Here is an 8,898-nt window from a genome sequence, read left to right as displayed (position 1 = left end):
TTACCAGCTCAAGGTATTTTATATAATAAAAACTTTTATCAAGAAGTCCTTCCTACGCTAATTTTAAAGTTAAAAACTGAAGACATAGCGCAACCAGTTGATAGTATTGACCTTAACGATGAAAACCTCCCTATTGATGAAGAAAAAAAAACATTAATTGAGTCCAGCCTTGCTTAAAATATAGAAATTTAATTTGCAAAAAACCAAAACACTGTATAAATTAACAGTTAATTCACTGGATGGATGAACAGTATGTTAATTGGTTTAGAAATTAAAAATTTTGCAATCGTAAGTAATTTAAGCACAGAATGGCATTCGGGTATGACCGCTATCACCGGTGAAACGGGAGCAGGTAAATCGATAGCCATTGATGCATTATCATTGTGTCTTGGAGAGCGAGCAGAAGCGTCTGCTGTGCGCCCAGGTACTGATAAAGCAGAGGTAAGTGCACAATTTGATTTAAGCAATTTACCACTCGCTCATGCTTTTTTAGAAGAGAACATGCTTAATAACGACGACAACGAATGTTTACTTCGTCGAGTTGTTTGTAAAAATGGTCGCAGTAAAAGCTACATTAATGGCAGCCCAGTTACCGCTGCACAACTAAAAGAGCTAGGCCAATATTTAATTTCTATTCATGGTCAACATGCGCACCAGCACCTATTAAAGGCAGAGCATCAGCTACAATTACTCGATGCATATGCAGGCCATCATAATCTTGTTGATGCTGTAAGCCAGCGTTATAAACAATTTGCTGACTTACAAAAAGAATTTAAACAGCTAGAACAACAGCAGCAGCAACAAGCCGCACAAAAGCAACTATTGGAGTATCAAGTCGCAGAGCTTGATGAATTTGCATTGCAGGCAGATGAATTTGAGCAAATAGAAGCCGAACATTATAAACTCAGCAATAGCCAAACTATATTGCAAGTCTGCCAGCGCGAGTTGCAGCATTTATATGAAAATGATGAACAAAATGCGTGTTCCATTTTACAGCACAGCGCCCAACAATTTACTGAACTTGCACAGTATGATGAAAGCTTAGCCAGTGTGGCAACATTATTATCAGAAGCCGCTGTTCAAGTTGAAGAAGCAAGCCGAGAAGTACGTAATTACACTGAACAAGCCGACTTGGATCCTCAGCGATTAACTGAAGTAGAAAACAGACTCAGTGGTGCAATGGACTTAGCCAGAAAACACCATATTAAACCCCAAGAGCTCGTTGGATTTCATCAAACTATTGCACAAGAGCTTGAGTCGATAAGTAATAACAGCTCACGTCTTGAGCAACTTGAAGGTGAAATTGAACATGCCCTTGAGGATTATCAAAACGCCAGTGAACAATTAAGTGCAAGTCGCCACCAGTATGCGAATACATTAAATGGATTGATCAGCGAAAGCATGGCTAATCTATCTATGGAAAATGGCGTATTTGAAATAGCATTGACTGCACAAAACGATCGCGCTCCAAATAGCTTAGGCTTTGATAATGTTTCGTTTTTAGTATCAACAAACCCAGGGCAACCATTGCAACCTTTAGCAAAAGTAGCCTCGGGTGGTGAGCTATCACGCATTAGTTTAGCTATTCAGGTTATTATTGCGCAAAAAGTCACGACCCCTACGCTTATTTTTGATGAAGTGGATGTTGGTATTTCTGGCCCAACAGCTGCTGCTGTTGGTAAACTACTGCGCCAACTAGGTAAGTCTACGCAAGTAATTTGTGTGACCCATTTACCGCAAGTGGCCAGTAGCGCTCATCAGCAGTTTTTTGTTGCCAAAGAAATTGCAGACGGTGAAACATTTACGCATATGCTGGCATTGAATAAAGATGGTCGAGTAAATGAGATTGCTCGATTACTGGGTGGTGATAACATTAGCAAAACAGCTAAAGCAAATGCAAAAGAGCTTATAAAAGCGCACGGATAAAGTGAATCGCTTTATAGTGCGTTACCTTGATACGGTGAGGATACATTAATGCAAACGACGGTCATTTATTTTGGCTTAGCAATTAACTGGCTGCTACTGATTGTCAGTATACTTTTGGCTGTTTTTAGTAAGTTTAAACATACACAATTTAAGCAGAGCTTATATCGTTTTTTAAATGTGGCATTAATTGTACATATTGTTATTGCTGTTATGTTAGTTTTTAGCAGCCCAGCTATTAGTGGCTTAATAACACTAAGTTGGTTAGTTATTGGCCTACAGCTTGTTTGTAACGTTATTTGCTATAAAAGTGTGAAACGCCGACAAGCCAGAGTGAAACCGAGCCTAGATCACTTCTCGATGGATTAACTAACAGCGCGTTTAAAAAAGCCCACAATCTATGTATTGCGGGCTTTTTTATTTGTAAAATCTTATAATTGTAAATAGCTAGGTCAAAACCTACGTCCCTTTTTGTAGACCTTAAACACCGACTATGGAACCATAAATATTTACCTTTGTTTGTAAAACTGAGGAAATAAAAAAAGCAAACCCGAAGGTTTGCTTTTGACTCCATTCTAACAAAAGCATTATTTACACTTTTAAATAATCCATAATGCCTTCTGCAGCGTTACGCCCCTCAAATATAGCGGTGACCACTAAGTCTGAACCACGAACAATATCGCCACCAGCAAATATTTTAGGATTAGTGGTTTGATGTGTAAATTCACCTTGCTCGGGTGCATTAATACCACCCCAGTGGTTAATTTCTACGTCGTACTGCTCTAGCCAATCCATTTTATGTGGCTTAAAACCAAATGCCATAATCACTTGTGTGGCTTCAATAATATGCTCTGAACCCGGTACTTCCTCAGCGCGACGGCGGCCGTTTTCATCTGCCTCGCCAAGCTGAGTTTTTACCATTTTAACACCGGCTACAGCACCTTTGTCATCAAGCACAATCCCTTTAGGCTGAACGTTATAAGTAAAAATGACGCCCTCTTCTTTGGCATTTTTTACTTCGCGTTTTGAACCAGGCATGTTCTCTTCATCACGACGATAAGCACACGTTACTTTTAACGCGTTATGACGAATAGAGGTACGCACACAGTCCATTGCTGTATCACCACCACCTAGTACCACTACTTTTTGGTTTGCCATATCAATACAAGCTTGTTTAGACTCATCGTAACCCATAACACGGTTAGTGTTACCAATTAAAAATGGCAGGGCATCATGCACCCCCGGCGCATCTTCGTTCTCAAGCCCCGCTCGCATACTCTGATAAGTCCCCACGCCCAAAAATACAGCGTCATACTCATTAAGTATTTCATCCATGCTAATGTCTTTACCTACTTCGACATTAAGCTTGAATTCAACACCCATTTCGGTAAATATTTCGCGACGTTTTTGCATGACTTCTTTTTCTAATTTAAAAGAAGGAATACCAAAGGTTAACAGCCCACCAATTTCAGGGTGACGGTCAAATACCACAGGCTTTACGCCATTACGCACTAAGATATCTGCACAGCCCAGGCCCGCAGGCCCTGCGCCAATAATGGCAACTTTTTTATCAGTCCATGTTACATAGGACATGTCTGGTTTCCAGCCCATTTTAAACGCGGTGTCGGTGATGTATTTTTCAATATTACCGATTGTTACTGCACCAAACTCTTCATCTAATGTACATGAGCCTTCGCATAAGCGGTCTTGCGGGCATACTCGTCCACACACTTCTGGCAAACTGTTAGTACGGTGCGATAGCTCAGCGGCCTCTAAAATGCGCCCTGTACGGATCAGTTTTAACCATTGTGGAATATAGTTATGTACTGGACATTTCCACTCACAATAAGGGTTACCACAATCAAGGCAACGATCCGCTTGTGAATTAACCTGATTTTCTGAAAAGGGTTCATAAATTTCTACGAACGATTTTTTACGCGACGAGATTGGTTTTTTGCGTGGGTCTACACGCTGCACGTCTATAAATTGATATACATTTTCGCTCATACTGCCCCCTTATTGCGCCTGAACACGTAGTTCGGCGCTACTGCGAGCGCGGTGCCCGAGTAAACTTTTTACGTCACTTGATTTAGGTTTTACTAATTTGAACATCGGTAAATAAAGTTCAAAGTTAGCTAAAATAGTTTCTGCTCTGCATGAGCCTGTTAGCTCTAAATGATCAGCAATTAAGCCGCGTAAATGCTCTTGATGTGAACTTAAGTCATCTAAAGTAACCACTTCAACCAACTCTGGGTTAATGCGTTTCTCAAAATCACCTCGTTCATCTAAAATGTAAGCGAAACCACCGGTCATACCTGCACCAAAGTTCACTCCTACATTACCAAGTACACACACAACGCCACCGGTCATGTATTCACAACCGTTATCACCTACGCCCTCAACAACAGCTTGCACGCCTGAGTTACGTACAGCAAAACGCTCGCCTGCACATCCTGCTGCAAACAATTTACCGCCGGTTGCACCATATAAACAGGTATTGCCAATAATTGTTGCTTTATGACTTTCAAATGACGAACCCAATGGTGGGCGAATAACTAGCTTACCGCCAGCCATGCCTTTACCAACGTAATCGTTAGCATCGCCAACCAAAGTCATTTCAAGGCCACCGGCATTCCATACACCGAATGACTGACCAGCTGTACCATGTAATTCAATAACTACCGGATCTGCGGCCATGCCTTGATTACCGTATTTATCAGCAATATACCCAGAAAGCATGGCACCTACTGATCTGTCGGTATTACAAATACGACTTACTAATGAAATGCCGCTTGAGTTATCTATTGCCTCTTGTGCCTTGCCTAGTAAGCTCTCATTTAACTCACCTAAATAATGCGAGCTATTTGGTGCACTGCAAAACAGAGTTTCACCTGTTGGGTTATTTGGCTGAGCGATAACCGCTGATAAATCTATTTTTTGCTGCTTCGCTGTTTTGCCTTCAATGGCTTCGAGTAAGTCTAAGCGACCAATTAAATCGGTTAGGTTTGCAACCCCTAAACTTGCCATAATTTCACGCGCTTCTTGAGCAATGAACTTAAAGTAATTCATCGCCATTTCTGGCAGACCATGATAATGCTTTTGACGTAATGTTTCGTCTTGTGTTGCCACACCTGTCGCACAGTTATTTAAGTGACAGATTCGTAAGTATTTACAGCCTAATGCAACCATAGGCCCTGTGCCAAAGCCAAAACTTTCGGCGCCTAAAATGGCCGCTTTGATGATATCAAGGCCGGTTTTTAAACCACCATCTGTTTGCAGGCGAATACGATGGCGAAGGCCATTTTCTACCAATGCTTGCTGTGTTTCAGCAAGTCCCAACTCCCATGGGCTGCCAGCGTATTTAACTGAGGTTAATGGACTTGCACCTGTGCCACCATCATAGCCTGAAATAGTAATTAAGTCGGCATACGCTTTTGCTACACCGGTTGCAATTGTGCCAACACCCGGTTCAGATACCAGTTTTACTGAAATCAATGCATTCGGGTTTACTTGTTTTAAGTCAAAAATAAGCTGGGCTAAATCTTCGATAGAATAAATATCGTGATGCGGCGGAGGTGAAATAAGTGTCACACCCGGTACCGAGTAACGAAGCTTGGCAATATAGGGAGTGACTTTTTCACCCGGTAATTGTCCGCCTTCCCCAGGTTTAGCGCCTTGTGCCACTTTTATTTGAATAACATCAGCGCTACGTAAGTAATGTGGGGTGACACCAAATCGACCCGAAGCTACTTGTTTAATACGTGAATTTTTTTCTGTACCGTAACGCAGCTTATCTTCGCCACCTTCACCAGAATTTGAGCAGCCACCTAAACGATTCATGGCAATTGCGAGTGCTTCATGCGCTTCTGGCGATAATGCACCAATACTCATGGCGGCTGAGTCAAACCGTTTATAAAGCTCAGTGGCAGGCTCTACCTCATCAATGCTTATACCCTTTTCTGGCAGTTTTAAAGCCAACATATCACGCAGAGTCGCGACTGGACGGTGATTAACTAGCTTTGCGTATTCGCTGTAATCACTGTACTCGCCGCTACGTACTGCTTTTTGTAACGTTTGAATCACATCAGGGTTGTAAGCATGGTACTCGCCGCCGTGAACGTATTTAAACAAACCACCATGGCTTAATAATTTACGTTTACTAAGCGCCAGTTTATGCAAGCTTTGCTGATCGTCATCAAAGTCGCTAAAACACGCCCCTTTAATACGACTCGCCACGCCTTTAAAACACATCTCAACAATAGCGTCCGATAGACCAACTGCTTCAAACAGCATTGAACAACGATATGAAGCCACGGTACTAATGCCCATTTTAGACATGATTTTGTACAAGCCTTTATTAATTGCTTGACGATAAGCCAGTGTAACTTCACAGTATGACTTATTAATTACCTTGGTATCGCTCATAGCCACAAGTGACTCGTACGCTAAATACGGGTAAATTGCGGTTGCACCAAATCCAAGTAGTACCGCAAATTGATGCGCATCGCGAACGCTGCCAGTTTCAATAATAATATTTGACTCACAGCGTAAGTTATTATCTACCAAGCGTTTTTGTACCGCACCCACCGCCATAGCAGCAGGGATAGGTAATTGATTGTCATCAAAGTTACGATCCGTTAATACCAGCATAATGCAGCCAGATGCGGCTTTTGCTTGTGCTTCATCACAGATGCGCTTAACCGCATTCTCAAGGCCTTCTTCTACGGTGTAAGTAATATCAATCTTACAATAGCTGTAGTGCGCTTCATCGGCGTTAAGTAGCTGCTGCATATCAGCGTACATTAAAATAGGCGTATCAAATTGCAGGCGTTTAGCGTGCCCTGTTGTTTCATTAAATACGTTTTGCTCACTGCCAATACACGTTGCAAGCGACATTACATGGTTTTCACGTAACGGATCAATTGGCGGATTAGTAACCTGAGCAAACTTTTGACGGAAATAATCATAAAGTGAACGGTGCCCTTCACTCAGAACGGCAAACGGCGTATCGTCACCCATTGAGCCAGTGGCTTCTTGCCCATTTTCACCCATGACACGAATGACGCTGTCTAGCTCTTCGTTAGTATAGCCAAACATCTTTTGGTATTTGACTAGGGTTTCATCATCAAATGAGCGATTGCCCGCATCTTGCTCGGTAAGTGCTTCAAAAGGCGTTAATCGTTTAACGTTTTCTTCTAACCACGACTTATAAGGGTGGCGTGATTTTAAATCTTGGTCAATTTCATCTGAATGCCAAATTTTACCCAATTTAGTATCAATAACGAGGAGTTCGCCCGGGCCAACACGTCCTTTTTCGACCACTTCGTCAGCGGTGTAATCCCATATACCCACTTCAGAGGCTAAAGTAATAAAGCCATCTTGAGTAATGATATAACGCGCAGGGCGCAGGCCATTACGGTCTAAGTTACAGGCAGCAAAACGACCATCCGACATAACAATCCCTGCAGGGCCATCCCACGGTTCCATATGCATAGAATTAAAATCATAGAATGCACGTAAGTCGTCATCCATAGCACGGTTTTTTTGCCATGCTGGCGGCACTAACATACGCATAGCACGGAATAAATCCATACCACCGGCTAAAAATAGCTCTAGCATGTTATCCAGACTTGATGAGTCAGACCCTGTTTCATTAACAAACGGCGCTGCACTTTGTAAATCAGGAATAAGCGGCGAAGCAAATTTATAAGAGCGTGCACGGGCCCACTGGCGGTTACCTTCAATAGTATTAATTTCACCATTGTGCGCTAAATAACGAAATGGTTGCGCTAAAGGCCAGCGAGGCTGTGTGTTTGTAGAGAAGCGTTGATGAAAAACACAAATAGCACTGGTCATGCGAATATCAGCAAGATCGAGATAAAAATTTGGCAAGTCAGCAGGCATCATTAAGCCTTTATAGATGGTGACTAGCCCAGATAAGCTCGCAATATAAAATGATTCATCATCCATCAAGCGCTTTTCTGCACGACGACGTGCAACATATAAACGTCGCTCTAAATCTTTAGAACGCCACCCTTCAGGCGCACTAATAAAAATTTGTTCAAACCCAGGCAATTGCTTTAGGGCTATAGGTCCTAACATTGATGGATCGGTAGGGACAACACGCCAACCTAAAATATTAAGCGTTTCTTTTTCTAGTTCTTCGCTTAAAACATCTTTAGCTGCTTGTGCTAATACCGGATCAGCATTGAGGAAAATCATCCCAACGGCGTAATTTTTACCTAAATGCCAATTATTTTCAGCAGCAATAGCACGAAAGAAGCTGTCTGGTTTTTGAAGTAACAAGCCACAACCATCACCCGTTTTACCATCAGCAGATATACCGCCGCGGTGCTGCATGCGATCTAAACCGGTGATCGCCGTACGGATGAGTCGGTGACTCGCTTGGTTATTAACTTGGGCTATTAAGCCAAAGCCACAATTATCTTTTTCTAGTTTTGAGTCATATAACATAGACCCCTCCCCTTGCTGCACTGTTAACGTGGATGAACGGCTCGACGATTTGCTAACAGACGATCAAAATTAGCGTTATTCCTAACCTGAGTCAATATCTTTCTGAATACATATTCATTATATTGAATATATTTCAACTTCATTAAAAATCATAAAATAATGCTAAATATTAACATTTGAGTAGATATTGGATCGAAAACTTTAATGACACCGGTGTTATTTTTAAGAACTTGTAAATAAAACCCCCTCACAACAGGCAGTTTACGTAAACGTAAAGGAGGCTTAAAATGAATAACTATTCACCAGATATCATTCCATCATTTTTGCTTTATTCGTAATACATCTAAACATGACATTTAATTACATCGACTTCTATTAGCACATAGTTTATTCAATGAATTTGCACGTTAGTCTTATGCTATGCATTAATTAACCTGAATCTCGTTTAAGAAAATTGAACTAAATGCCTGTTCCGAGATCCGATCTTTCGACCAAGAACGA

The 8,898-nt window shown here is 41.6% G+C and carries 4 protein-coding genes; 2 read left to right on the top strand and 2 right to left on the bottom strand.

Annotated features, from left to right (window positions below; genetic code table 11):
• Positions 1-252: 252 nt before the first annotated feature.
• Together recN and A9479_RS18905 are read left to right on the top strand one after the other, a co-directional pair.
• The gene (gene recN / locus A9479_RS18910) at positions 253-1,926 is read left to right on the top strand and encodes a DNA repair protein RecN (RefSeq protein ID WP_064664273.1); all 1,674 of its coding nucleotides are present in this window, start codon (positions 253-255) and stop codon (positions 1,924-1,926) included.
• A gap of 48 nt (positions 1,927-1,974) precedes the next feature.
• Positions 1,975-2,292 (top strand): hypothetical protein, encoded by a 318-nt coding sequence (locus A9479_RS18905; RefSeq protein WP_064664272.1) that lies wholly within the window; start codon positions 1,975-1,977, stop codon positions 2,290-2,292.
• 222 nt (positions 2,293-2,514) lie between these two features.
• Here the strand turns inward: A9479_RS18905 and A9479_RS18900 are convergent, their stop codons facing one another.
• Together A9479_RS18900 and gltB are read right to left on the bottom strand one after the other, a co-directional pair.
• The gene (locus tag A9479_RS18900) at positions 2,515-3,930 is read right to left on the bottom strand and encodes an FAD-dependent oxidoreductase (RefSeq protein WP_013465171.1); all 1,416 of its coding nucleotides are present in this window, start codon (positions 3,928-3,930) and stop codon (positions 2,515-2,517) included.
• Positions 3,931-3,939: 9 nt separating this feature from the next.
• Positions 3,940-8,397 carry a glutamate synthase large subunit gene (gltB, locus tag A9479_RS18895; protein WP_064664271.1) on the bottom strand — a complete coding sequence of 1,486 codons (4,458 nt, stop codon included), beginning with the start codon at positions 8,395-8,397 and terminating at the stop codon, positions 3,940-3,942.
• Positions 8,398-8,898: the final 501 nt, after the last annotated feature.

The organism is Pseudoalteromonas sp. MQS005, from assembly GCF_001661605.1.
In the GTDB taxonomy this organism is placed as follows: domain Bacteria; phylum Pseudomonadota; class Gammaproteobacteria; order Enterobacterales; family Alteromonadaceae; genus Pseudoalteromonas; species Pseudoalteromonas tetraodonis.
Note: the sequence above shows the minus strand (reverse complement) of the source record. Positions and strands in the feature narration are given on the sequence as shown.